At 64.8% G+C, this 24065-nt stretch carries 24 protein-coding genes; 4 read left to right on the top strand and 20 right to left on the bottom strand.

Annotated elements, in window-relative coordinates; genetic code table 11:
* Positions 1–7: 7 nt before the first annotated feature.
* The 5 genes from AC0GNO_RS05425 to msrB all read right to left on the bottom strand — a co-directional run bounded on the left by AC0GNO_RS05425 (position 8) and on the right by msrB (position 4379).
* Positions 8–748: an ABC transporter ATP-binding protein gene (locus AC0GNO_RS05425; RefSeq protein WP_472889624.1), complete on the bottom strand. Its 741-nt coding sequence runs from the start codon at positions 746–748 to the stop codon at positions 8–10.
* 95 nt (positions 749–843) lie between these two features.
* Positions 844–1926, bottom strand: a complete 1083-nt coding sequence (locus tag AC0GNO_RS05420) for a M48 family metallopeptidase (protein WP_472903229.1) — start codon at positions 1924–1926, stop codon at positions 844–846.
* 20 nt (positions 1927–1946) lie between these two features.
* Positions 1947–3179, bottom strand: a complete 1233-nt coding sequence (locus tag AC0GNO_RS05415) for a YjgN family protein (RefSeq protein ID WP_472903228.1) — start codon at positions 3177–3179, stop codon at positions 1947–1949.
* A gap of 85 nt (positions 3180–3264) precedes the next feature.
* Positions 3265–3849: a peptide-methionine (S)-S-oxide reductase MsrA gene (gene msrA / locus AC0GNO_RS05410; protein ID WP_472903227.1), complete on the bottom strand. Its 585-nt coding sequence runs from the start codon at positions 3847–3849 to the stop codon at positions 3265–3267.
* 20 nt (positions 3850–3869) lie between these two features.
* The gene (gene msrB, locus AC0GNO_RS05405; protein ID WP_472903226.1) at positions 3870–4379 is read right to left on the bottom strand and encodes a peptide-methionine (R)-S-oxide reductase MsrB; all 510 of its coding nucleotides are present in this window, start codon (positions 4377–4379) and stop codon (positions 3870–3872) included.
* Between the two features lie 68 nt (positions 4380–4447).
* Here msrB and AC0GNO_RS05400 point away from each other — a divergent pair, with 68 nt between their 5' ends.
* The 4 genes from AC0GNO_RS05400 to AC0GNO_RS05385 all read left to right on the top strand — a co-directional run bounded on the left by AC0GNO_RS05400 (position 4448) and on the right by AC0GNO_RS05385 (position 8933).
* Positions 4448–4921, top strand: coding sequence for a hypothetical protein (locus AC0GNO_RS05400; protein ID WP_472903225.1), 474 nt, complete (start codon positions 4448–4450; stop codon positions 4919–4921).
* A 357-nt stretch (positions 4922–5278) separates the two neighbouring features.
* Positions 5279–5569 (top strand): hypothetical protein, encoded by a 291-nt coding sequence (locus tag AC0GNO_RS05395; RefSeq protein WP_472903224.1) that lies wholly within the window; start codon positions 5279–5281, stop codon positions 5567–5569.
* A gap of 77 nt (positions 5570–5646) precedes the next feature.
* Positions 5647–7434 carry an ABC transporter transmembrane domain-containing protein gene (locus tag AC0GNO_RS05390; RefSeq protein WP_472903223.1) on the top strand — a complete coding sequence of 596 codons (1788 nt, stop codon included), beginning with the start codon at positions 5647–5649 and terminating at the stop codon, positions 7432–7434.
* A gap of 170 nt (positions 7435–7604) precedes the next feature.
* Positions 7605–8933 (top strand): Glu/Leu/Phe/Val family dehydrogenase, encoded by a 1329-nt coding sequence (locus AC0GNO_RS05385; protein ID WP_472889606.1) that lies wholly within the window; start codon positions 7605–7607, stop codon positions 8931–8933.
* Between the two features lie 49 nt (positions 8934–8982).
* On the opposite strand, the gene AC0GNO_RS05380 is transcribed toward AC0GNO_RS05385, so the two are convergent.
* The 15 genes from AC0GNO_RS05380 to AC0GNO_RS05310 all read right to left on the bottom strand — a co-directional run bounded on the left by AC0GNO_RS05380 (position 8983) and on the right by AC0GNO_RS05310 (position 24036).
* Positions 8983–9453, bottom strand: a complete 471-nt coding sequence (locus tag AC0GNO_RS05380; protein ID WP_472903222.1) for a DUF1178 family protein — start codon at positions 9451–9453, stop codon at positions 8983–8985.
* An 8-nt stretch (positions 9454–9461) separates the two neighbouring features.
* On the bottom strand, positions 9462–10061 hold the full coding sequence (locus AC0GNO_RS05375) for an NUDIX domain-containing protein (protein ID WP_472903221.1): 600 nt from the start codon (positions 10059–10061) through the stop codon (positions 9462–9464).
* Between the two features lie 23 nt (positions 10062–10084).
* The gene (locus AC0GNO_RS05370; protein WP_472889603.1) at positions 10085–10387 is read right to left on the bottom strand and encodes a DUF2818 family protein; all 303 of its coding nucleotides are present in this window, start codon (positions 10385–10387) and stop codon (positions 10085–10087) included.
* Positions 10388–10450: 63 nt separating this feature from the next.
* Positions 10451–11947 (bottom strand): NADH-quinone oxidoreductase subunit NuoN, encoded by a 1497-nt coding sequence (nuoN, locus tag AC0GNO_RS05365; RefSeq protein ID WP_472903220.1) that lies wholly within the window; start codon positions 11945–11947, stop codon positions 10451–10453.
* Positions 11948–11975: 28 nt separating this feature from the next.
* Positions 11976–13451 carry an NADH-quinone oxidoreductase subunit M gene (locus tag AC0GNO_RS05360; RefSeq protein ID WP_472903219.1) on the bottom strand — a complete coding sequence of 492 codons (1476 nt, stop codon included), beginning with the start codon at positions 13449–13451 and terminating at the stop codon, positions 11976–11978.
* Positions 13452–13464: 13 nt separating this feature from the next.
* Positions 13465–15498, bottom strand: coding sequence for an NADH-quinone oxidoreductase subunit L (gene nuoL, locus AC0GNO_RS05355; RefSeq protein ID WP_472903218.1), 2034 nt, complete (start codon positions 15496–15498; stop codon positions 13465–13467).
* A 25-nt stretch (positions 15499–15523) separates the two neighbouring features.
* Entirely contained in the window at positions 15524–15832 is a 309-nt protein-coding gene (gene nuoK, locus AC0GNO_RS05350) for an NADH-quinone oxidoreductase subunit NuoK (RefSeq protein WP_177135809.1), read from the bottom strand.
* Positions 15829–16467, bottom strand: coding sequence for an NADH-quinone oxidoreductase subunit J (locus AC0GNO_RS05345; RefSeq protein ID WP_472889599.1), 639 nt, complete (start codon positions 16465–16467; stop codon positions 15829–15831). Before AC0GNO_RS05345 ends, nuoK begins: the two co-directional genes overlap by 4 nt.
* A gap of 21 nt (positions 16468–16488) precedes the next feature.
* A complete protein-coding gene (nuoI, locus tag AC0GNO_RS05340; RefSeq protein WP_472889598.1) occupies positions 16489–17025 on the bottom strand; it encodes an NADH-quinone oxidoreductase subunit NuoI in 537 nt (178 codons plus the stop codon).
* Positions 17026–17040: 15 nt separating this feature from the next.
* Positions 17041–18123, bottom strand: coding sequence for an NADH-quinone oxidoreductase subunit NuoH (gene nuoH, locus AC0GNO_RS05335; protein WP_472903217.1), 1083 nt, complete (start codon positions 18121–18123; stop codon positions 17041–17043).
* Positions 18120–20243 (bottom strand): NADH-quinone oxidoreductase subunit NuoG, encoded by a 2124-nt coding sequence (gene nuoG, locus AC0GNO_RS05330; protein ID WP_472903216.1) that lies wholly within the window; start codon positions 20241–20243, stop codon positions 18120–18122. The genes nuoH and nuoG overlap by 4 nt, the downstream gene beginning before the upstream one ends.
* Before the next feature lie 14 nt (positions 20244–20257).
* Positions 20258–21631: an NADH-quinone oxidoreductase subunit NuoF gene (gene nuoF / locus AC0GNO_RS05325; protein WP_472889595.1), complete on the bottom strand. Its 1374-nt coding sequence runs from the start codon at positions 21629–21631 to the stop codon at positions 20258–20260.
* Entirely contained in the window at positions 21628–22164 is a 537-nt protein-coding gene (nuoE, locus tag AC0GNO_RS05320; protein ID WP_472889594.1) for an NADH-quinone oxidoreductase subunit NuoE, read from the bottom strand. The genes nuoF and nuoE overlap by 4 nt, the downstream gene beginning before the upstream one ends.
* On the bottom strand, positions 22161–23414 hold the full coding sequence (locus tag AC0GNO_RS05315; protein ID WP_472889593.1) for an NADH-quinone oxidoreductase subunit D: 1254 nt from the start codon (positions 23412–23414) through the stop codon (positions 22161–22163). Before AC0GNO_RS05315 ends, nuoE begins: the two co-directional genes overlap by 4 nt.
* 1 nt (position 23415) lies before the next feature.
* Entirely contained in the window at positions 23416–24036 is a 621-nt protein-coding gene (locus AC0GNO_RS05310) for an NADH-quinone oxidoreductase subunit C (protein WP_472903215.1), read from the bottom strand.
* Positions 24037–24065 lie beyond the last annotated feature (29 nt).

Below are 24065 nucleotides of genomic sequence, written 5' to 3'. Positions count from 1 at the left end.
GCGCTGTTCACCAGCTCAGCGTGGACGCCGGCACCTTGTGCGGGTTGACGCGGGTCTCGACGATGCGACCGTCGGCCAGGCGCAGCACGCGGTCGGCCATCTCGGCGATCGGCGCGTTGTGCGTGATGACGACGGTGGTGGTGCCGAGTTCGCGGTTCACGTGTTCGATCGCCTGCAGCACCATCACGCCGGTGGCGCAATCGAGCGCGCCGGTCGGCTCATCGCACAGCAGCACCTCGGGATTCTTGGCGATGGCGCGCGCAATCGCCACGCGCTGCTGCTCACCACCCGAGAGCTGCGACACGAAGTGGTCCAGGCGCCCGCCCAGGCCCACCAGCGCGAGTGCGTCCTCGGGCTTCATGGGGTCTTCGGCCAGGTCGGTCACCAGCGCCACGTTTTCGCGCGCGGTCAGGCTGGGGATCAGGTTGTAGAACTGGAACACGAAGCCCACGTGTTCGCGCCGGTAGCGCGTGAGTTCGGCGTCGCCCGCGCCGATGAGTTCGTGCGTTTCGCCCGCGTGCGTCCAGCGCGCCGAGCCGGCGGTGGCCGTGTCCAGCCCGCCCAGGATGTTGAGCAAGGTGGACTTGCCGCTGCCCGAGGCGCCCAGCAGCACCACGAACTCACCACGCACGATGTTCAGGTCCACACCGCGCAAGGCATGGACGGCCGTGTCGCCTTCGCCGTAGACCTTGGTCAGGCCACGGGCGGTGAAAACGGGTTCGGCAGAGGGCTGGGTCAAGGCGTCCATGGGGTGCAGAAAACAAGTTGAGCTCAGCATACGCCCGACGACACACACCCGCTGTGCGGTCACCGCAACAGGCGCTGCGGCCCGGGGGAAAAATCTCAACGCGGGCCGGGCGCCTGCCATTCGCGGAAGAAGCGGATGCGCTCGACATGGTCCGGATGGCTGGAGATGGCGATGGGCAGCGACACGCCCGCTCCGGTCTCGTCATCGCGCGCATCCACCGGCTGACCCGAAACCTTGTCCGGGCCATTGGCCTCCATCAGCATGCGCTCGAAGAAGATCGCCATCACCGCCGGATGAATGCCGCTCGCGTGCAGCATCTGTGCCGCGTGGGCGTCGGCTTCGCGCTCGGCATCGCGCGAATACGACTGCGTGGCCAGGGTGGCGGGCACGGTGGCGAGGAAGCCGCTGGCGTCGCCCAGCACCACACCCACCAGTGCGCTGACCAGGCTGGCGCGCACCATCAGGTCCAGCCCGTGGCGGTGCTGCACGTGGCCCAGCTCGTGCGCGAGCACGCCCACGAGCGCATCGGGCTGGTCGTCCAGCAATTCCACCAGCTCGTCGGTCAGGACGATGCTGCCACCGGGCAGGGCAAAGGCGTTGGCGCCCAGGACCCCGCTCTGGTGAAAGGCGAGTTGCCAGGCCGGTGCATCGCCCTCGGGATGGGCGGTTTCAACCACCCGGGCAAAGCGCTGGCGCAGCGCTTCCTGCCGCGCGGCCGGCAGTTGGCTGGGTTCGAGGAACAGGCGGTCGAGCTGCGCCAGGCTCTGCTCGCCGATCTGGTTCTCCAGCGACTGCGGCACCAGCCGGGCCAGCGTGGTGCTGAGCCAGGGCACGCCCCAGACCCAGGCCGCGGCGAGAAACACCACCGTGCCGGCCATGGCGGCGAAGGTGGCGCGCCAGCTCTGCATCCAGCCCACCACGGCGCCCTCGCGCAGACCGCTGGCCTGGAACCAGGCATCCCACTCGGCGGCGCTGGCGTGCTGGATCAGGCCACCATCGGGCAGCCCGGTCTGGCGCTGGCCGTGGCTGCGGCGCTCGGGCCAGCGCACGCCGCTCAGCGGGTAGTGGTGTTCGACGAGGCCATCGTGCGTGCGCAGCAGCAGCTCGTCGCCCTGCACCCGCAGGGTCACCGAGCGCCCACGCGGGCTGCGCCCGTCAAACCACTGGGTCCGGATCACCCCGGATGCGCCCGCCTCCATCACAGCCCCATGTCGACGCCGAAGAAGTCGCCCGCCGCATCGCCCAGCACACCCCTGCCCGCCGGCTGCGCATCGGCCACCCATTCGTCCACATCACCCTGCACCACCAGCGCCATCGCTTCGAGCTTGACGCGCGCCAGGCGCACCTTGGCAAACGGCCAGTAGAGGCCGAGGGTGAGCGCGATCAGCAGCCAGTTGACCAGGCCGACGCGAAACAGCGGGCCCAGGCGCAGGTCGCTCCGGAACTGGATCTTCGGGCTGCGGGTGTGGGACCAGAGCAGGTTTTGCAGGCGCGAGGTCGTGTACGAGCCCACGGTCAGCGGCATCAGCACATAGGCCATCAACACGATGACGCCAAAAACCACCGCGGCCAGCAGGCCGGCGACCGCCCCGCCCCCTCTGCCCAGCTCGGCCCAGTTGGTCATGCCCATGAGCATCATCACCCCGAAGGCCGCACCCATGACGCTGCCCACCACCAGCATCACCACCAGCGCCACGCCCAGGATCTTGAAGAACAGGCCGTAGAACCGGCCCACGCCGACGGTGAGCTCGGTCCGCTCCTGGGCGAAGGTGTAGCCCCCGTGCTGGTAGCGCTTGATGCGTGCCCAGAGCCAGGGCAGCAACAACACAAACACCAGCACCACGGCCCCCACCACGGCAGCGGCGTAGCGCGCGCTCTCTTCTGCGACCGCCTCGCCCTCGACGGGTTCGGGCAGGAGCACGACAAAGGCCAGCGCGGGCAGGAACATCGGCAGCATGCTCAGGTAGGCCGATGGGATGTCGCCCACGAAACTCAGGCGCACACCGCGCCAGCTGGTGTTTCGCAGGCGGAACTGCAGTGAAGACCGCCACAGCAGCGGCCACAGCCCCATGAACACCACCAGCGCAACCCAGGAAAACGCCGGCATGAAGTTCGACACCGCCCAGTAGCCCAGGCCGAGCACGAGCACCAGCAGGTAGCCGCGGAACATCTTCCAGGGATCGGCATGGAAACCCAGCGGGTCGCCACCGACGAGCGTGTTGTTCTGGAAATAGGCCATGCGCCGCGCGCGGGCGAAGGGCAGGTAGAGCGTGAGCGTGACGAGGGTCAGCAGCAGGTTGACGATCCAGATCCGGAAGTATTCGCTGCCCGAGCCGGTGAAACGGATGTCCAGCGTCTGCGGCCGGTGCGGCGGCGCCGGTGGCTGGGCGTCCATCATCACCGTTTCGGCGAAATTGTCCGAATCCCTCATTCCCCGCCCCTTGTAGTGAAAAGTAGCAGGAATGCTACCACCGGGTCCGGGCCATTCCGGGCGTTCGGGAGGCCCCCAGACGGGGCTACTGCCAGAGCGATTTCACGCGCGCATCGCGACCGCAGCTGTAGCGGTAGTAGTTGTAGCGCACCGTGTTCTTCTTGTAATAGTCCTGGTGGTAGTCCTCGGCCAGGTAGAAGGTGCTGGCGGGCGCGAGCTCGGTGTGGATGGCCTTGAACCGGCCGCTCTTGAGCAGGGCGTCACGGCTGGCTTCCACCACCTGGCGCTCGGCCGGGTTGCCCCAGTAGATGCCGCTGCGGTACTGGCTGCCGATGTCGCAGAACTGGCGGTCTTTCACGGTGGGGTCGATGTGACGCCAGAAATACTCGACCAGCTCGGCGTAGCTCACCTTCGCCGGGTCGTAGATGACGCGCACCGCCTCGGTGTGGCCCGTGTGACCATTGCTCACCTGCTCGTAGGTCGGGTTGGCGGTCTTCCCCGCGGTGTAGCCCGACTCCACCCCGGTCACGCCGGCGAGCTTCTCGAAGTCCGCCTCGATGCACCAGAAGCAGCCGCCGGCGAAGACCGCCGTGGCGGTGGCCGCCTGGGCCGTCGCGGCCAGGGCGCCCAGACCGACAGCGAGGGCCAGCGCACGGATAGTTTTGTTCATGATGGGGTTCTCCGGAAGGTTCAGCTGCGCAGCGCCGGCAGCGCGGCGCCCTGGGGCACAAAAGCCAGCGCCACGCCGTTGTTGCAATAACGTTTGCCGGTGGGCTTGGGGCCGTCGTTGAAGACATGGCCCTGGTGTCCGCCGCAGCGGCTGCAGTGGTATTCGGTGCGCGGGTAGATGAGCTTGAAGTCGGTGGAGGTGCCGAGCGCGCCGGGCAGCGGTTGCCAGAAGCTCGGCCAGCCGGTGCCGCTCTCGTACTTGTGGGCGGCGTCGAACAACGGCAGGTTGCAGGCGGCGCAGACATAACGACCCGGACGCTTCTCGGCGTTGAGCGGGCTGCTGCCGGCGCGTTCGGTGCCGTGTTTGAACAGCACGTCGTAGGCCGCTGGCGACACGATCGCCTTCCACTCGGGGGCGGTTTTCTTCAACGGAAATGGGGGTTCGGCGGCGTGCGGGGTTGCGGCCGGCAAGCCGACCGCGGCCAGCACGGCGCCCAGTTGCTTCAGCAAGGTTCTGCGTTCCTTCTTCATCTCGATGTCCTCGGGTTGGGTAGGGATGAGTCGGGGGGAGGAACAGAACCTTACAGGAAGGCGCTCAAATGCCGCGGCGCCGCCGCGGAGACCCTGACAGCCGTGGATGTGATGAAGGTCCGTCGTGGCGCAGCGCAGAGCCGGTTCAGATCGCGAACGACATGGCCATGCGCTGCGGCATGGTCGAGACGCTGGGCCACGTGGCCCGCGAACCCCAGCGCCCGGCGTTTCTGGACGTTCCCGGCCGGGCGCAGAACGGCTGGCAGCCAGGACCCGAGACCCGGCAGCGCATCGATGAAGCGGTGCGAAACACCGTGATGCAGGCCTTTGAACAGGCCACCCACCTGCTGCAGGACCGGCGTGAGGTGCTGGAACGTTGCGCCCGTGCGCTGCTGCAGCAGGAAACGCCCGATGCAGACGCACTGCGCACTTTGATCAGCCCACCCGTCGCCAGGTTGCCGACACCCGAAGTTCAGGCATCCCGAGTACGGGTCGGCGGTTGGTCGCACCCGCTTCCAGCCCCGGTTCTGAAGAAACGGTGAGGCGCTTGGTGGTGGAGGTGGCCTTCTTGGGCAAGGTCAGTTCGAGCACACCGTTTTCGTGCCTGGCCTGGGACTTGGCCTGGTCCACCGGCTGATCCAGCCAGAGGCTGCGGCTGGCATAACCGTGTTGCCGCTGTGAGCTTGTGGTCACCGTTGCTTTCGACCCGCTCGACCTTGATGTCCGGTGCCGTCTCGCCACCACGGGACACCCAGGGGCGCAGGAAATTGCGGAATTGGGCGCGAGGGACCTTGATTGTCCGCCAACGGCCCCGCAGGCCCGGCCGCGGGTGCTGAATACCCATCAACCGACGAATGGACCAGCAAGCTTGCACAAACAGGGATATGCTGCAGTGCAACATGAACGCTTCCACCGCGCCCATCCAGCACAGTCTTGAGGATCTGCTTGGCGACCTGCAACACGCTCGCCGCAGTGGCGACCTGAGCCGCCTGGCTTTGCTGGCCTATTGTGAAGTGCGGCGCTGGGCCCGTCAGGCCGGGGAGCAGGCGCTGGCCGAACGATCCACCGAACTGATCACCCAGAGCCCGCCTGCCAGCCGAGCAGCCTTCATGGCGCAGGTGGACGTGCTGATCTCCGACCTGGAGCAGGTGCACTCGCGCGTCGTGAGTCAGCAGTCCCCCCTGCACTGAACACCGCTCTCCGGCCATGCGGCAGACGCATGCCGATGCACCAACGCCCCCGTTGAAAACCCGGCACACTCATCGCCATGAGTGCACCCTCCCCCACCGAACGCCCCAGATCCACCACCCCCACCGCGCTCGGCGGCCTGCGGCCGTTCATGCGGCCGTACCGGTTGCAGATCGGGCTGGCGGTCCTGTTCCTGATCGGGGCCGCAGCGGCGACGCTGCTGTTCCCGGTGGCACTGCGCCACCTCATTGATGGTGGTCTGGTGTTGGGCGACCGCGGTGCGCAGGCGGTGGCGCTGCGCGGCCATTTCCTGCAACTCTTTGGCGTGGCGGTGGCGCTGGGTTTGTTTTCGGCGGCCCGCTTCTACCTGGTGAGCTGGCTGGGCGAACGCATCACCGCCGACCTGCGCAACGCGGTGTACAGCCACGTGCTGCGCCAGAGTCCGCAGTTTTTTGAAACCACGCAGACCGGCGAGGTGCTGAGCCGCCTGACGACCGACACCACGCTGGTGCAGACCGTGGTGGGCTCGTCGCTCTCCATGGGCCTGCGCAACGCCTTCATGGGCGTGGGCGCGGTGGTGATGCTGGTCTGGACCAACCCGTATGTGATGCTGCAGGTGTCGCTGATCATCGTGCTGGTGGTGCTGCCGAGCATGTGGTTCGGCCGGCGCGTGCGCAAACTGTCGCGCGCCAGCCAAGACCGCGTGGCCGACTCCAGCGCGATCGCCGCCGAGGTGCTGAACGCGATCCCCATCGTTCAGAGCTACACCGCCGAAGACCGCGAGGCGCAACGCTTCTCGGACTCGACCGAACAGGCCTTTGGCACCGCGGTCAAGCGCAGCCGGGCGCGCGCCGGGCTGGTGGCGTTCATCATCATCAGCACGGCGGCCCTGCTGCTGTGGGGCCTGTACCAAGGCACACAGGCCGTCATTGCCGGCGAGATCACGGCCGGCCACCTGGGGCAGACGGTCGTATACATCATCATCCTCGCCGGTGCGGTGGCGGTGCTGGGCGAGGTCTACGGCGACCTGCTGCGCGCCGCCGGCGCGAGCGAGCGACTCATGGAGTTGCTGAAGCTGGAGTCACCGGTGCAGTCGCCCGCCGTTCCGGTGGCCGCGGTCACCCCGCAGGGTGGCAGTGCGCTTCGGTTTGAAGACATCACCTTCTACTACCCTTCCCGACCCGCGCAAGCCGCTCTCTCCGGTTTCAGCCTGACGGTGAAACCCGGCCAGACGGTGGCGCTGGTCGGGCCGAGCGGTGCGGGCAAGAGCACGGTGTTTGGTCTGCTGCTGCGCTACTACGACCCGGCTTCGGGCTCGATCGCACTGGACGGCGTGCCGATCCACCAGCTGAGCCTGCACGAGTTGCGCAGCCGCATCGGCATCGTGCCGCAGGACCCGGTGATCTTCTCGTCCAGTGCCATGGAAAACATCCGCTACGGCAAGCCCGGCGCCAGCGATGACGCGGTGCGCGCTGCGGCCCAGGCCGCTTTTGCCGACGAGTTCATCACCCAGCTGCCCGAGGGCTACCACACCTTTCTGGGCGAACGCGGTGTGCGCCTCTCCGGCGGACAGCGCCAGCGCATCGCCATCGCGCGCGCCATGCTGAAAAACCCGCCACTCCTGTTGCTGGACGAAGCCACCAGCGCGCTGGACGCGCAGAGCGAGCGCATGGTGCAGGCCGCGCTGGAATCGGCCATGAAAGACCGCACCACGCTGGTCATCGCCCACCGCTTGGCCACCGTGCAGCAGGCCGACCACATCGTGGTGCTGGACCACGGGCGCCTGGTGGAGCAAGGCACTCACACGGAGCTGGTGGCGCATGGCGGCGTGTACGCGGGCTTGGCGGCGCTTCAATTCAACGCCTGACGGTAACCGTCAGAGCACCCCGTGGGATCGAATCGATGCCATCAGGCCTGTTATGCGTTTAATGCATAACCACCAGCCAACCTGGCGTTGGACAGGAGCTTGTGCTCTCCGTAAGCTGGCGAACCGTTGACTCCACAAAGGACAACGCCAACCAACAGGAGACTTTCAGCATGTCACAAGCACCGCATTCCACAGGCGCCGCGGCCAACAGCCCGGCCGCCTTCACCAGCGCCCTGCCTTCCTACCTCGACCCCACCAACCTCGGCCCCTGGGGCATCTACCTGCAGCAGGTGGACCGCGTGGCACCCTACCTGGGCAACCTGGCCCGCTGGGTGGACACCCTCAAGCGGCCCAAGCGCTCGCTGATCGTGGACGTGCCGATCCACCTGGACGACGGCACCATCGCCCACTTCGAGGGCTACCGCGTGCAACACAACACCAGCCGTGGGCCGGGCAAGGGCGGCGTGCGCTTCCACCAGAACGTGACGCTGTCCGAAGTGATGGCGCTGTCGGCCTGGATGTCGATCAAGAACGCCGCGGTGAACGTGCCCTACGGCGGTGCCAAAGGCGGCATCCGCGTCGATCCGCGCCAACTGTCGATCGGTGAGCTGGAGCGCATCACACGCCGCTACACCAGCGAGATCGGCATCATCATCGGCCCGACCAAGGACATCCCCGCGCCCGACGTGAACACCAACGAGCAGGTGATGGCCTGGATGATGGACACGTATTCGATGAACGAAGGCTCCACCGCCACCGGTGTGGTCACCGGCAAGCCGGTGGATCTCGGCGGATCACTCGGCCGCCGCGAAGCGACCGGCCGCGGCGTGTTCACCGTGGGTGCTGAAGCGGCCAAACACACGGGCATGGACATCAGCACCGCGCGCGTGGCGGTGCAGGGTTTCGGCAACGTCGGTGGCGTGGCCGGCAAGCTGTTTTCGGAAGCGGGCGCGAAGGTGGTGGCGGTGCAGGACCACGGCGGCACCATCTACCGCGAAGCGGGCCTGGACGTGCCCTCGCTGCTGGCGCATGTGTCGCGCGTGGGCTCGGTGGCGGGCTTCCCTCAGGCCGAAATCATCAGCAACGACGCCTTCTGGGATGTGCCCTGTGACATCCTGATTCCGGCCGCGCTGGAACAACAGATCACCGAAGCCAACGCCGGTCGCATCCAGGCGAAGATGGTCATCGAAGGCGCCAACGGTCCGACCACGCCGCAGGCCGATGACATCCTGCACGACCGCGGTGTGCTGGTGGTGCCCGACGTGATCGCCAACGCCGGCGGCGTGACGGTAAGCTACTTCGAGTGGGTGCAGGACTTCTCCAGCTTCTTCTGGAGCGAGGACGAAATCAACGAGCGGCTGGTGAAAATCATGAAAGGTGCGTTTGCCGCCGTGTGGCAGGTGGCCGAAGAGAACAAGGTCAGCCTGCGCACCGCGACCTTCATCGTCGCCTGCAAGCGCATCCTGCACGCGCGCGACCTGCGCGGACTTTATCCTTGACCCACCTCCGCGCCGCCTGCGGCCTGCAAGGCACGCCGCAGGGAGCCAACTACTGCAGGGTTTCCTTGAGCGCGGGCAGCGACGGGAGTGGCATCACCTCGATGCCTTCTTCGATCAACTCCAGGGCCACCTCGGGGCTGGTGCGGCCGCGGATGTTGCGCTGGTCCATCTCGCCGTGGTGCATGGCCCGGGCCTGATCGGCAAAACGCTCACCCACGTCTTCGGTATGGGCCAGCACCTGGCGCATGGCCTTGAGCAGCTGGGCATGCGGTGCAGAGCCAGACGCCGGAAGGCCCAGTTCCACACCGCCGCCGGCTTCTGTCGGTGCAGCGGGCGCCTTGTCTTCGCGCCCCGTGCGCAGGTTCAGGCGCGGGGCCGAGAGCATTTTCTGGATCTGCGTATCGCCGCACAGCGGACAGCTCACCAGGCCACGCCCGAGCTGGCTGGTGAAGTCGTCTTCGGAACCGAACCAGCCTTCAAATTCGTGCTGGTGGGCGCATTGCAGGTTGAGGACCTTCATGCAGTGGATTATCTGGCAATGCCCGCGGGCACGCGACCCGACCAGTCAAGCACCCATTCACCGCACTGGACGTTCTGCAACCAGAGCATGCCGACCAGGGTCTTGGAGTCGAACACCTCGCCACTGTGGCACCAGGCCCGCAACTCGGTGGGCGTGGCCGTGAACACATCCAGAAACTCGCCTTCATCCAGACGGCGCTCGCCCAGGGAGAGCCCGCGCGCAAACCAGATGTCGATGATCTCGTCCGAATAGGCGATGGTCGGCGCCAGCCGGCCGGCAAAGGCCCATTCACGGGCGCTGTAGCCGGTTTCCTCGCGCAGTTCGCGTTGCGCGCAAGTCAGGCTGCCCTCACCCGCATCGAGCTTGCCCGCCGGGAATTCGATCACCACGGCCTGCATCGGATGCCGGAACTGGCGCTCCAGCACCACCCGGCCATCGTCGAGCAGACCAATGACCATGACGGCCCCGGGGTGCAACACATATTCCCGCGTGGCCTCACCGCCGCTGGGCAGCCGAACGGTGTCGCGCACCACGTGCAGGAAATGTCCTTTGAGCAGCTCGGTACGCGAGACCGGCGTCTCGCGCAAATGGCCATCAGCGGTGGGCATCTGAGCCGGCAGATGGGCCACCGTCAGCCTCGACGGTGGAACAGATAGCGGTACACAAAACCTGGAAAGGCCAGCGTGAGGAACAGCGCCGCCGTCGTGGCGTAGAACTCCCAGCCCTGCGGGTAGATCTGCCCGGCCGACTGCTCAAGGGCCAGCCCCAGCGCCCCGACCAGCAGGTAACACACCACCAGCTCTCCGACGCGCATCCCCAGGGTCTTGGGCTGTTTGCGCGGAATGACAGCCAGCCAGCGGTTGTTGAGAAACGGCAGGTTGGCACCCACCAGGGCGGCCAGCAAAACCAGCCAGACAGACATTGAATGGGTCATAAGGTGCAATTGGACCCGATGGGGGGCGGCCGGTTCAACGACCCGCCACCCGCATCAGGCGGTTCAGGCCAGCAAGGCGGTAATGGCCTGGGCACACAGGGTCATGAGTCCACCGGGCACGATGCCCAGGACCAGCACCAGCGCGCCGTTAAGAGAAAGCACCGAACGGGCGTCTGCCCCGGCCTCGATGTCAGCGGTCTGTGTCGGTGCGTCAAAGTACATCACCTTGACCAGGCGCAGGTAGTAGAAGGCACCCACCAGCGACATCATCACCGCAAACACGGCCAGGCCGATGTAGAGCGGATGGGACGAGGCGAGCAAGGCCTGCAGCACCGAGAGCTTGGCATAGAAGCCCACCAGCGGCGGCACGCCGGCCAATGAGAACATGCACACCGCCATGACACCGGCGTACAGCGGGCTGCGCTGGTTCAGGCCGGCCAGGTCGCTGATGTTTTCCGATTCGAAGCCATTGCGCGAGAGCAGCAGGATCACACCGAAGGTGCCCAGTGTGGTCAGCACATAGGTGATGACGTAGAACATCGACGAGCTGTAGGCGTTGGCCATGTTGCCGCTGTCACCCGCCACCACACCCGCGAGCAGACCCAGCAGCATGAAGCCCATCTGCGAGATGGTGGAAAACGCCAGCATGCGCTTGAGGTTGGTCTGTGCGATGGCGGCGAGGTTGCCGACCAGCAGCGAGACCACCGACAACACCGCCAGCATCTGTTGCCAGTCCACCGCCAGCGGCAGCAGGCCCTCGACCAGCAGACGGATCACGATGGCAAACGCCGCCAGCTTGGGCGCGCCACCGATCATCAGCGTGATGGCCGTCGGAGCGCCGTGGTACACGTCGGGCACCCACATGTGGAACGGCACGACGCCCAACTTGAACGCGAGACCGGCCACCACGAACACCAGACCCAGCACCAGCACCTGGGCCGAGCCCTTGAGCGTGGCTTCTCCACCGGCGATGGCCTTGAGCACTTCGGCCAGGTCGAGCGAACCGGTGGCCCCGTAGACCATGGACATGCCGTAAAGCAGGAAACCGCTGGCCAGCGCGCCGAGCACAAAGTACTTCATGGCGGCTTCGATGGCCTGTGCATCATCGCGGCGCAGCGCCACCAGCGCGTAGCTGGAGAGCGTGAGCAGTTCCAGGCCGAGGTAGATCACCAGGAAGTTGTGGCCGGAGATCATGACGAACATGCCCAGCAGCGCGAACAGCGCCAGGGTGAACATCTCGCCACCGCGCAGCATGTCGCGCGCACCGGCATAGGCGCGCCCGTACACCAGGGTGACCATCATCGCCAGGGCAGCAAAACACTTGAGCCAGTTGCCCATGGGGTCGCTCACCACCATGCCGCCAAAGGCCATGATGGTTTCCCCCGAACTGGCGTACACCGCCTGCATCAGGGCCACACCCGCCAGGGTCAGCAGGGTCAGCACATAGGTGAGGCCGCGCAGCGGGGCCTTGACGCCAAGATCCACCAGCGCGATCACGCAGGCCATCACCAGCAACAGCATTTCGGGGTAGGCCGCGACCCAGCTGAGGTTGTCAATCATGTAAACGCTCTCTTGTTTTTTGGCTGACTCAGTTCAGCTTGGAGATGGCCACGTGGCGCAGCAGTTCGGCCACCGAAGCGTCCATCACGTCGGTGAAGGGCTTGGGGTGCACGCCCATGTAAAGCACGGCGATGCCCAGCACGGCCATGACGAGGAATTCACGGGAACCGATATCGGTCAGCGCCTTGACGTGGTGGTTGCCCGGCGCGCCCAGGTAGACACGCTTGAACATCCACAGCGAATAGGCGGCACCGAAGATCAGGGCGGTGGCGGCAGCAGCGCCGATCCAGAAGTTGGCCTTGACGGCGGCCAGGATCACCATCCACTCACCCACAAAACCCGCGGTGCCCGGCAGGCCGCAGTTGGCCATGGTGAACAGCAGCGCGAAGGCGGCGAAGTTGGGCATGGTGTTGACCACGCCGCCATAGGCGGAAATTTCACGCGAGTGCACGCGGTCGTAGAGCACACCGATGGACAGGAACATGGCGGCCGAAACAAAACCGTGGGCGATCATCTGCACGATGCCGCCGGCCACACCCATGTCGCTGAAGAGGAAGAAGCCGAGGGTGACGAAGCCCATGTGGGCCACCGACGAATAGGCCACCAGCTTCTTCATGTCCTGCTGGACCATGGCCACCAGACCGACATAGACCACGGCCACCAGGGACAGCGTGATCATGAGCCAGGCCCATTCGTGCGAAGCGTCGGGCAGGATCGGCAACGAGAAGCGCAGGAAACCGTAGGCACCCAGTTTCAGCATGATGGCGGCCAGCACGGCCGAGCCACCGGTGGGCGCTTCCACGTGCACGTCGGGCAACCAGGTGTGCACCGGCCACATCGGCACCTTCACCGCGAAGGCGGCAAAGAAGGCGAAGAACAGCAGCGTCTGCGCCGTGCCGCCCAGCGGCAGCTTGTGCCAGGTGGCCAGATCGAAACTGCCACCCGACTGGGTGTACAGGTAGATCAGGGCCACCAGCATGAGCAGCGAGCCCAGGAGCGTGTAGAGGAAGAACTTGAACGCGGCGTAGATCTTGTTCGGGCCGCCCCAGATACCGATGATCAGGTACATCGGGATCAGCGTGGCTTCGAAGAAGACGTAGAACAGCATCGCGTCCAGCGCGGAAAAAACGCCAATCATCAGACCCGAGAGGATCAGGAAGGCACCCATGTACTGGTTGACACGGCTGGTGATCGATTCCCAGCTGGCAATCACCACCACGACGGTGATGAAGGCGGTCAGCAGCACCAGCCAGAGCGAGATGCCGTCCACACCGAGGTGGTAGTTGACGTTGAATCGTTCGATCCAGACGCCCTGTTCCACGAACTGCATCGCAGCCGTGCCGAGTTCGAACCCGGTGTAGAGCGGCACAGTGATCGCGAGGGACACCAGCGCGCCCAGCAGCGCTATCCAGCGCACCGCGTTGGCGTGTTCGTCCCGGCCCAAGGCCAGCAGCACGACGCCAAAAAGAATCGGCGTCCAGATCGCAAGGCTCAGCAAACCCATCTTGTTCTTCCTCTTATTTCGCGAGCCAGACGAAGTACGTCATGAACAGCAGGATGCCCACGATCATCATCAGCGCATAGTGGTACAGGTAACCGGTCTGCATGCGGCGCACCACGGCAGACACGCCACCCACCAGCTTCCAGCTGGCGTTGACCACGCCGGTTTCGATGACGCCCTGGTCGCCACCCTTCCAGAGTCCGGTACCCAGCATGCGCGCCCCACGGGCGAGCACGTTTTCGTTGAACCAGTCCATGTAGTACTTGTTCTCCAGGAGGGTCACGATCGGCTTGAACGTGCGGCCAATGGCGGCCGGCAGCGCCGGGTTGACCATGTACATGTACCAGGCGGTCACGGCACCACCGAGTGCCAGGTAGAACGGCGCGGTCGAGAAGGCGTGCATCGCCATGGCCAGCGGACCGTGGAAGATTTCGGCGAAACGGGCCATGGCCGGATGGGCCCCGGCGTTGATCGTGATGGCGTCTTTGAGGAAATCGCCAAACAGCATCGGCTGGATCGTCATGAAGCCGATCACAACGGACGGGATCGCCAGCAGCAGCAGCGGCACGGTCACCACCCAGGGGGTTTCGTGGGGCTTGTGGTCGTCGTGGCCGTTCCCATGGTCGTCGTGGTGATCGTCATGGCCGTGGTGGGCGTCCGGGTTCTGGTCGTAGCGCTCCTTGCCGTGGAACACCAGGAAGTAGAGCCGGAACGAGTAGAAGGCCGTGACAAAGACGCCCGCCAGCACCGCGAAATAGGCGAAACCCGAAGCCGGCAGGTTGCTGAAATGCACCGCTTCGATGATGCTGTCCTTGGAGTAGAAGCCGGCAAACAGCGGTGTGCCGATCAGGGCCAGCGTGCCCAGCAGCGAGGTGATCCAGGTGATGGGCATGTACTTGCGCACGCCACCCATCCAGCGGATGTCCTGGTTGTGGTGCATGCCGATGATCACGGAACCGGCCGCGAGGAACAGCAGAGCCTTGAAGAAGGCGTGGGTCATGAGGTGGAACACCGCGACGCTGTAGGCCGAGGCACCGAGCGCCACCGTCATGTAGCCCAGCTGCGAGAGCGTGGAATAGGCGACGACGCGCTTGATGTCGTTCTGGATGATGCCCAGGAAGCCCATGAACAGCGCCGTGATGGCACCGATCACCATGATGAAGTTGAGCGCAGTGTCCGACAGCTCGAACAGCGGCGACATGCGCGCGACCATGAAGATGCCGGCCGTCACCATGGTGGCGGCGTGGATCAGCGCGGAGATCGGGGTCGGACCTTCCATGGAGTCGGGCAGCCAGACGTGCAACGGGAACTGGGCCGACTTGCCCATGGCACCGATGAACAGGCAGATGCAGATCACGGTGATCAGCAGCCAGTCGGTGCCGGGGAAGCCCAGCGTGCCGAGCTCGGGCGCCTTGGCGAACACCTCGGTGTAGTTCAGCGTGCCGGTGTAGGCCACGATCAGGCCGATGCCCAGGATGAAGCCGAAGTCGCCCACGCGGTTGACCAGGAAGGCCTTCATGTTGGCGAAGATCGCCGTGGGCTTGTTGAACCAGAACCCGATCAGCAGGTAGGACACCAGGCCGACCGCTTCCCAGCCGAAGAACAGCTGCAGCAGGTTGTTGCTCATCACCAGCATGAGCATGGAGAACGTGAACAGCGAGATGTAGGCGAAGAAGCGGTTGTAGCCGGCGTCTTCTTCCATGTAGCCGATGGTGTAGATGTGCACCATCAGCGAGACGAAGGTGACCACGCACATCATCATGGCGGTCAGGCCATCGACCATGAAGCCGATTTCCATCTTCATGCCGCCGATCACCATCCATTCGTAGAGGGTTTCATTGAATCGGGCGCCGTCCACGGCCACGCTCTTGAGCGTCATGGCCGAGAGGACGAAGGCGATCAGCACGCCCAGGATGGTCAGTGTGTGCGAGGTGCGGCGCCCGATGACGTTGCCGCCAAAGGTGGTGCCCAGGATGCCGGCCAGCGCCGCGCCCACCAGGGGCGCCAGCGGAACCGCCAGGAGTGTGCTTGCAGAAAGGGTGGTGCTCATTTTTGTGCCTGTTCTTTCCCTGGCTTCAACCCTTGAGGGTGTTGAGTTCTTCGACGCCGATGGACGACTTGGCGCGGAACAGCAGCACCAGGATGGCCAGACCGATGGCCGATTCGGCCGCCGCCACCGTCAGGATGAAGAACACAAACACCTGGCCGTGCATGTCACCCAGGAAATGGGAGAACGCCACAAAGTTCATGTTGACCGCCAGCAGCATCAGCTCGATGGCCATGAGCAGCACGATCAGGTTCTTGCGGTTGAGGAAGATGCCGATGACCGACAGGGCAAACAGGATGGCCCCGACGGAAAGAAAATGTCCCAGTGTGAGGCTCATGCCTTGCCCTCCTCGTGGATCGGTGCCGCTGGAGCAGCCTTCTGTGTGGCGGCCATGGGCAGCACGACCAGGCGATCGGATGCACGCACCTTGACCTGCAGACCGGGGTTGATCGCCTTGCTGTCCTTGCGCTGGCGCAACGTGAGCGCGATCGCGGCGATCATCGCCACCAGCAGGATCACGGCAGCCACTTCAATGGGATAGAGGTACTCGGTGTACAGCAGCTTGCCCAGTTCCTTGGTGTTCGAGTAGTTGTCCGGCACGGCGGCAATGCCCGCGCCCGTGACGGTCGGGAAACCCACCCACAGCACGGCAATGATCTCGGCCGCCACCAGGGTGCCCAGAGCAGCTGCCAGCGGGAAGTTCTGCCAGAAACCCCAGCGGTCATCGTCGAGCTTGATGTCGAGCATCATCACCACGAACAGGAACAGCACCATCACCGCACCGAGGTACACCAGCACCAGGGTCAGACCCAGGAACTCGGCCTTGAGCAGCAACCACAGGGCCGCCGCCTGCGAGAACGAGAGCATCAGGTACAACACCGCGTGCACGGGGTTGTGCGCGGTCACCACGCGGTAGGCTGCAAACAGCAGCACGGCCGCGAACAGGTAGAAAAAGCCGGTCTGGTAATCCATGGTTCTTGTCTTTCGCCAGCTTCAGCGGTACTTCGCGTCGGCCGCCTTGGCGGCTGCGATCTCGGGTTCGTAGCGGTCACCCACGGCCAGCAGCATCTCTTTGGTGAAATACAGATCGCCGCGCTTCTCGCCGTGGTATTCGAGGATGTGGGTTTCGACAATCGCGTCCACCGGGCAGGCTTCTTCACAGAAGCCGCAGAAGATGCACTTGGTCAGGTCGATGTCGTAACGGGTGGTGCGGCGCGAGCCGTCGTCGGCGCGTTCACCGGCCTCGATGGTGATGGCCAGGGCCGGGCACACCGCCTCGCACAGCTTGCAGGCGATGCAGCGCTCTTCGCCGTTTTCATAACGGCGCTGGGCGTGCAGACCGCGGAAGCGCGGCGACAGCGGCGTCTTCTCTTCCGGGAACTGCACCGTCACCTTGCGGCGGAAGGCGTAGCGACCAGTCAGGGCCATGCCCTTGACCAGCTCGACCAGCAGGAAGCTCTTGAAAAAGTCGCCGATGGAGAACGGCGCGACAACCGAAGGCGATGCGGAAGGGGATACGGTGGTGGACATGGTCGTTCGCCCTGCTTATTTCCAGATGTTCCACGAGGTCTGCATCAGACCGCCCACGAGCAGCAGCCAGATCAGCGTCACGGGAATGAAAATCTTCCAGCCCAGACGCATGATCTGGTCGTAGCGGAAGCGCGGGAAAGTGGCGCGGATCCAGATGAACATGGACACCACGACAAAGGTCTTGATACCGAGCCAGATCCAGCCCGGGATCCAGTTGAAGAGCGCGCTGTCGATGGGAGACAGCCAGCCACCCAGGAACATCAGCACCGCCACGATGGACACCAGCCACATGCTGGCGTATTCGGCCAGGAAGAAGATCGCAAAGCCCATGCCCGAGTACTCGACCATGTGACCGGCCACGATCTCGGCCTCGCCTTCCACGACGTCGAACGGGTGGCGGTTGGTTTCGGCCACGCCGGAGATCAGGTAGACCATGAAGATCGGGAACAGGGGCAACCAGTTCCAGGACAGGAAGCTCAGGCCCATGTCAGCACCCATGCCGCGCGACTGTGAAGCCACGATCTCACCCAGGTTCAGGCTGCCGGCGGTCATGACGACCACCAGGAAACAGAAACCGATGGCAATTTCGTAGCTCACCATCTGGGCCGATGCGCGCATCGCACCGAGGAAGGCGTACTTCGAGTTGGAGGCCCAGCCCGCGATGATCACGCCATAGACCTCGATCGAGGTGATCGCCAGGATCACCAGCAAGCCGGCGTTGACATTGGCAATGACCGCTTCCGGACCAAAAGGCACAGCCACCCAGGCCGCCAGGGCCGGCATGATGGCCATGATGGGGCCGAGGCGGAACAGGCCACCGGCCGCCGCACTGGGGCTGATGATTTCCTTGGTCAGCAGCTTGACGGCGTCGGCAATCGGCTGCAGCAGCCCGAACGGGCCCACACGGTTCGGGCCCATGCGCACCTGCATGAAGCCCAGCAGCTTGCGCTCCCACAGCGTGAGGTAGGCCACCGCGCCCATCAGGGGTGCCAGCACGACCACGATCTTGATCAGACCCCAGATCACCGGCCAGGCGGCCGTGGTCCACCACGGTGCAGCGATCAGGCCCAGGCCACCGTTGTACATCGCGTCGATCATGCGTGTGCTCCTTCTGCTGCACGGGCATCGGCCGTGAGCTGCAGCGAGCTGGCGCGCCGCACCAGCGAATCCAGTTGGTAGATGGACGCCACGCAGGGCTGGCCGACGGCAGGGTTCATGTCAATGAAGGCCGCACCGGTGTTGGACAGGCGCGAAGCATCCACCACGCTGCCGGCCGTCACACCCGGCAAAGCCGCTGCGAGCACGGCCTGCGACGAATCGGCGTCAAAGCCCGGCAGGCCCAGCAGGTTGCCCAGCACGCGCAACACCTTCCAGGCCGGACGGGTATCGCCCAATGGGCGCACCACGGCGTGGAAACTCTGCAGCCGGCCTTCGGCGTTGACGAAGGACCCCGAGGTCTCGGTGAACGGAGCGATGGGCAGCAGCACGTCGCTGATGTCCAGATTGGCCTTGAACGGGCTGAGCGTGACCACCATGCCGGCGTTGGCCAGACCCTGGCTCCCCACCGCACTGTCAAAGGCCGGTTCGTTGTTCAGCAGCAGCGCCGCCTTGAGCCCGCCACCGAGCATCTGACCGGCGTTCAAGCCGCCCTGCCCCGGCATGGCGTTCACCAGCTGGGCGCCCACGGTGTTGGCGGCTTCGCTGAGGTAGCCCACCGCGGCACCGGTCTGCTGGGCGATCCAGTTGGCCAGCGACAGCAGGCTGGAAGCCTGCACATGGTGCGCGGCCGCGTTGCCCAGCAGGATGGCCTTGTGTTCACCACCGAGCAGCGACTTGGCGATGGCGCGAGCCGCATCGTTCACCTCGGCGGCCACCGGTGCCAGCACGCCCGTTTCGGCGCCCACAGCGTTGGCGATGCCGGCCAGGGCCGACACCCAGTTCGCACTGTCGGCCAGCACGGTGTTCTTGACCGGCATGGCCCAGTCCTGCGACTGGGCATTGAGCGCGTTCACCTGCCCCCCCTTGCGAGCCGCCTGGCGGATGCGCTGGGCGAACAGCGGATGGTCCTTGCGCAGATTCGATCCGACCACCAGCACGCGCTGCAGACCCGACAGGGCAGCGATCGGCATGCCCAGCCAGCGGGCCGCGTTGGGCGATGCCGCATTGAAGAAGTCGGCATGGCGCAGACGCGTGTCGATGTTCTCGCTGCCGAGACCGCGCACCAGCGCACCGGCCAGGGCCAGCTCTTCCAGCGTGCTGTGCGGGCTGGCCAGCACACCGATGGCGCCAGCGCCATGATCCGCCTTGACCTGCTTCAGGCCATTGGCCACGTATTCCAGCGCGGTCTGCCAGTCGACCGTTTTCCACTCGCCGCCCTGCTTGAGCATGGGCGCGGTCAGGCGGTCTTCGCTGTTGACGGCTTCGTAGCTGAAGCGGTCGCGGTCGGCAATCCAGCACTCGTTGACGGCATCGTTTTCCAGCGGCACGACGCGCATGACCTTGTGGTTCTTCACCTGAACGATCAGGTTGGCACCGGTCGAGTCGTGCGGGCTCACGCTCTTGCGACGCGAGAGTTCCCAGGTGCGGGCGCTGTAGCGGAACGGCTTGCTCGTGAGCGCGCCCACCGGGCAGATGTCGATCATGTTGCCCGACAGCTCGGAATCCACCGACTGCCCGACAAAGGTTTCGATTTCGGCGTGTTCACCGCGGTGCGACATGCCCAGTTCCATCACGCCGGCTACTTCCTGGCCAAAGCGCACGCAGCGGGTGCAGTGGATGCAACGGCTCATTTCCTCCATGGAAATCAGCGGACCAACGTCCTTGTGAAACACCACGCGCTTCTCTTCTTCGTAGCGCGAGGCACCACCGCCGTAGCCCACGGCCAGATCCTGCAGCTGGCATTCACCGCCCTGATCACAGATCGGGCAGTCCAGCGGGTGGTTGATGAGCAGGAACTCCATCACCGACTGCTGGGCCTTGATCGCCTTGTCGGACTTGGTGCGCACGATCATGCCCATGGTCACGGGCGTGGCGCAGGCGGGCATGGGCTTGGGGGCCTTTTCCACTTCCACCAGGCACATGCGGCAGCTCGCCGCGATGGACAGTTTCTTGTGGTAGCAGAAATGGGGAATGTAGGTGCCTGCCTTTTCGGCCGCATGCATGATCATGCTGCCCGGTGGCACTTCGACCTTCTGGCCGTCGAGTTCGATTTCAACCATGGTGATGTGTCGGGTCAGACGGTGTGTGTAGCGGCCGCGTCGGCCTTGATCATGGCCGCGAACTCGGGCCGGAAATGCTTGAGCATGGCGCGCACCGGCATGGCGGCTGCATCACCCAGGGCGCAGATGGTGCGGCCCATGATGTTCTCGGCCACGTTGTCCAGCAGTGCCATGTCCGTGGGTTTCGCTTCGCCGCGGTGGATCTTGTCCACCAGGCGCCAGAGCCAGCCCGTGCCTTCACGGCAGGGTGTGCATTGGCCGCAGGACTCGTGCATGTAGAAGTACGACAGGCGCTTGAGCGATTCGACCATGCAACGCGAGTCGTCCATCACGATCACGGCACCCGAACCCAGCATCGAGCCGGCCTTGGCGATCGAGTCGTAGTCCATGGTGCAGTCCATGATGATGGACGCGGGCAACACGGGCGAAGACGACCCACCAGGGATCACGGCCTTGAGCTGGCGTCCTGTGCGCACACCGCCGGCGAGCTCCAGCAGCTTGGCGAACGGCGTGCCCATGGGCACTTCGTAGTTGCCGGGCAGGTTGACGTCGCCGCTGACCGAGAAGATCTTGGTGCCGCCGTTGTTGGGCTTGCCGCATTCCAGGTAGGCCGAGCCTCCGTTGCGGATGATCCAGGGCACCGCAGCGAAGGTCTCGGTGTTGTTGATCGTGGTCGGCTTGCCGTACAGGCCGAAGCTGGCCGGGAACGGCGGCTTGAAGCGCGGCTGGCCCTTCTTGCCCTCCAGCGATTCGAGCAGTGCGGTTTCTTCACCGCAGATGTAGGCACCAAAACCGTGGAAAGCGTGCAGCTGGAAGCTGAAGTTGCTGCCCATGATGTTGTTGCCCAGGTAGCCGGCAGCGCGGGCCTCTTCCAGTGCGGCTTCGAAGCGTTCGTAGACTTCGAAGATTTCGCCGTGGATGTAGTTGTAGCCGACGCTGATGCCCATGGCGTACGCCGCGATCGCCATGCCTTCGATGACGATGTGCGGGTTGAACATCAGGATGTCGCGGTCCTTGCAGGTGCCCGGCTCACCTTCGTCCGAGTTGCAGACCAGGTACTTCTGGCCCGGGAACTGGCGGGGCATGAAACTCCACTTCAAGCCGCTCGGAAAACCCGCGCCACCACGCCCGCGCAGGGCCGATTCCTTGACGGTGGCGATCACCTGATCCTGCGTCATGCCGGCCACGCCGGTTTCGGGGTTCGGTGCCGAACCATCCTGACCCAGGATCTTGCGCAGGGCCTGGTAGCCACCGCGCGCTTCGTAGTCCTTCAGTGACCAGTTGCTGCCGTTCAGATCCTTGTAGATCTGCGGTTCGATGTGACGGCCATGGAAACAGGTCTGCACGCCGGTGGCGCTGAACTGCGAAATCACCTGTTCTGCGTTCATGCTTTGCCCTCTGCGGCCTTCAGGCCGTCGACCAGCTGATCGAGCTTCTCATTGCTCATGAAGCTGCACATGTGGCGGTCATTCACCAGCATCACCGGTGAATCGGCACACGCGCCCAGGCATTCGCTCTGCTGCAGGGTGAAGAGGCCATCGGCCGTCGTTCCACCCATTTGCACGCCGAGCTTGTGCTCCAGATGCGCCAGCGCCTTGCCGCCGTCGCGCAACAGGCAGGGCAGGTTGGTGCAGACGTTGAGCTTGAACTTGCCCACCGGCCGCTGGTTGTACATGTTGTAGAAGGTCGTGACCTCGTGCACGGCCATGACCGGCATGCCGAGGTAGTCGGCAATCGCCTTCTCGGCTTCGAGGGCGACATGACCCTGCTCTTGCTGCACGATGGACAGACAGGCCATCACGGCCGACTGCGCCTGCTCGGCCGGGTACTTGGCCACTTCGCGGGCGAAACGCGCCAGCGTGGCTTCGGACAGCTTCATCGCCTGGACGGCGCCGCTGGGGGTCTTGTGCTCAGAGATCATCGGTCAATCTCTCCAAAAACGATGTCCATGGTGCCGATGATGGCGACCGCGTCGGCCAGCATGTGGCCCTTGGCCATCTCGTCCATGGTGGACAGGTGGGCGAAACCCGGGGCACGGATCTTCAGGCGGTAGGGCTTGTTGGCGCCGTCGCTCACGAGGTAGATGCCGAACTCACCCTTGGGGTGCTCTACGGCGGCATAGGCCTCGCCTTCGGGCACATGGAAGCCTTCGGTGAAGAGCTTGAAGTGGTGGATCAGCTCCTCCATGCTCGACTTCATGGCCTCGCGCGAGGGCGGTGCCACCTTGTGGTTGTCGGTGATCACCGGACCCGGGTTGGCACGCAGCCAGTCCACGCACTGCTTGATGATGCGGTTGGACTGCTTCATTTCCTCCATGCGGACGAGGTAGCGGTCGTAGGTGTCGCCCGTCTTACCCACAGGAATGTCGAAGTCCATGCGGTCGTAGACCTCGTACGGCTGCTTCTTGCGCAGGTCCCAGGCGATGCCGGAGCCGCGCAGCATGGGGCCGGTCATGCCCAGGTTGAGCGCCCGCTCGGGCGTCACCACGCCGATGCCGACGGTGCGCTGTTTCCAGATGCGGTTGTCGGTCAGCAACGTGTGGTACTCGGCCAGGTAGGTCGGGAAACGCTGGGTGAAGTCGTCAATGAAGTCGAGCAAGGAACCCTGGCGGTTCGTGTTCAGCTCGGCCATCGCCTTGGCGTTGCGGATCTTGCTGTGCCGGTACTGCGGCATCGTGTCCGGCAGGTCGCGGTAGACACCGCCCGGACGGAAGTAGGCCGCGTGCATGCGAGCACCCGAAACCGCCTCGTACATGTCGAACAGGTCTTCGCGCTCGCGGAACGCGTAGATCAGGATGGTCGAGCTGCCGCAGTCGTTGCCGTGCGAGCCCAGCCACATCAGGTGGTTGAGCAGTCGGGTGATCTCGCTGAACATCACACGGATGTACTGCGCACGGATCGGCACCTCGATGCCCAGCAGCTTCTCGATGGCCAGGCAGTAGGCATGCTCGTTGCACATCATCGACACGTAGTCCAGCCGGTCCATGTAGGGCAGCGACTGGATGAAGGTCTTGTGCTCGGCGAGCTTTTCGGTGGCGCGGTGCAGCAGGCCGATGTGCGGGTCGGCGCGTTGCACGACTTCGCCATCGAGTTCCAGCACCAGGCGCAGCACGCCATGCGCAGCAGGGTGCTGCGGCCCGAGGTTCAGGGTGTAGTTCTTGATTTCGGCCATTTCAGTGCAGGCCTCCGTAGTTGTCTTCGCGGATCACCCGCGGCGTGACTTCACGCGGCTCGATCGTGACAGGCTCGTAAACCACCCGCGCGCGCTCGGCGTCGTAGCGCATCTCCACATGACCCGAGAGAGGAAAGTCCTTGCGGAAGGGATGCCCGATGAAGCCGTAATCGGTCAGGATGCGGCGCAGGTCGTTGTGCCCCTCGAACACGATGCCGTACAGGTCAAACGCCTCACGCTCGTACCAGTTGGCCGATGCCCAGAGCGAGGTCACGGAATCAATCACGGGGAAGTCATCTTCCGGACAGAACACCCGCACCCGCACCCGCTGGTTCAGACTGACCGACAGCAAGTGCACCACCGCAGCAAAACGCGGACCTTCCCAGCGACCATCGCCGTAGGTCTGGTAGTCCATGCCGCACAGGTCGATCAACTGCTCAAAACGCGCCTCAGGCGCGTCGCGCAGGGTCTGCATGGCAGCCAGATAGTCCGACGCGGCCACGACCAGGGTGAGCTCATCCCGCTCGACATCAAGGGACTGCACGCGCTCACCCAGCAAGGCGGCGAGGGTGCTCTTCAACACTTCGGGACTGGTGGCGTAAAGGGTGGCGGTTTCGCTCATGGACCGTCTTTCTGACTGAAGCCTGTGGG

This window comes from Hydrogenophaga sp. L310 (assembly GCF_055703065.1).
Note: the sequence above shows the minus strand (reverse complement) of the source record. Positions and strands in the feature narration are given on the sequence as shown.